Annotated in this window: 1 protein-coding gene; it reads right to left on the bottom strand. The window is 59.6% G+C overall.

Annotated elements, in window-relative coordinates; genetic code table 11:
- Nucleotides 1-1298, bottom strand: a 1298-nt coding sequence (locus tag JF66_RS17940) for a glycosyltransferase family 2 protein (RefSeq protein WP_035880161.1), incomplete at both ends; no start/stop codon positions are given.

The following is a 1298-nucleotide window of genomic DNA, read 5'->3' as shown; positions in this document are numbered from 1 at the left end:
ATCGACCACCAGGATCTTTCGCGACGTCTCCAGGCTGGGAAAGAGAGCCAGAGCGTGCCCCTGAACGATGATGACGTCGGCCCATTCCTCGTGCTCGACGACAGAATTCGGACGATGGTGAGAGATGACCCCGACCTCAACGACCTCGTCAAGGGCTACTGCCTTCGTCATGCTCAGAAGCCGGACGTCATGTTCCTCAGACAAGGTCTTCGCGATGTTCCATGCCCGGATGGCGGGGCCGGCCATCTGGTGTCCGACCGGGTCACCTGTGATCACGAGGATGTGCCGGCGACCCTCGATGGTCAACTGACCAAGATTGTCAACGATCTTCTCGTAGCCGCGAAGGTAGCCTTCGATCGGGTAGGCCGGCTCGTCCGTGTTGCCCAGTAGGCGCTTGAGCTGGCGGTCCGATCGGGTTCGGGATGCTTGAACCTTCGCCCTCGAGGCGGTCATGGCCGGTAGGAGCTCCACGAACTGATCAATGGCGTAGAGTCCGGCCATCGTTTGCTTGGATATCGGCAGAGTCGGTTCCGCATCGTTACCGGGAACACGCAGGTCCAGGGACGCCGAGTCATGGTCACCGCGCGCTATGGCACGCCGCGTCGCCAAGAGCAGAGCGTTGGGAAAGACCTGCGCGAGCGACTCATCATCGAGGTTCTTGTAGAGCGTGTAGAGAGCATTGCGTTCCAGAAGGTACGTTTCCCGAAAGTTGCCGAACTTGTTCATCGACGCATGGTGCTTGTGGAAAGCCAGCGATTTCGGCTGGAACCGAAAACGGTACCCGAGCAAATTCAGCCGCCAGCCCAAGTCCACATCGTCGTAGAACATGAAAAAGTTGTCGTCGAATCCGCCGAGTTCGGCAAAGACCGAGGCCCGAATGAACATCGCCGCCCCGGTGCCGAAGAGAACGTCCTTCTCCTCATCCCAGGCTCCGCGATCGGTCTCCCCTGCGTGCGGTTTGTATCCCATGCCGTACCACGTGATCGATGCGTCGACGAAGTCGATGCGATCGCCGTCCCAATCGAGGACTTTACTGGCCACCGCACCGATATTGGCACCACTGGCGAAGGTGCTGATCGCTTCTCTGATCCAACCACGGTCCGGCTTAGCGTCGTTGTTCAGGAACGCGATAAATTCCCCGGAAGCGCGGGAAACACCGAGATTGCATCCGCCGGTGAATCCGAGGTTGTCGGCTGATTCAACGAGCGTTACCTCCTCGGCGATCTTCTGAAGACGGGCCAGGCTGTCGTCGCCCGAACCGTTCTCGACGACGATGATCTCGAGACTCGCCCGTGGCC

Source organism: Cryobacterium sp. MLB-32 (assembly GCF_000738085.1).
Taxonomy (GTDB): domain Bacteria; phylum Actinomycetota; class Actinomycetes; order Actinomycetales; family Microbacteriaceae; genus Cryobacterium.
Note: the sequence above shows the minus strand (reverse complement) of the source record. Positions and strands in the feature narration are given on the sequence as shown.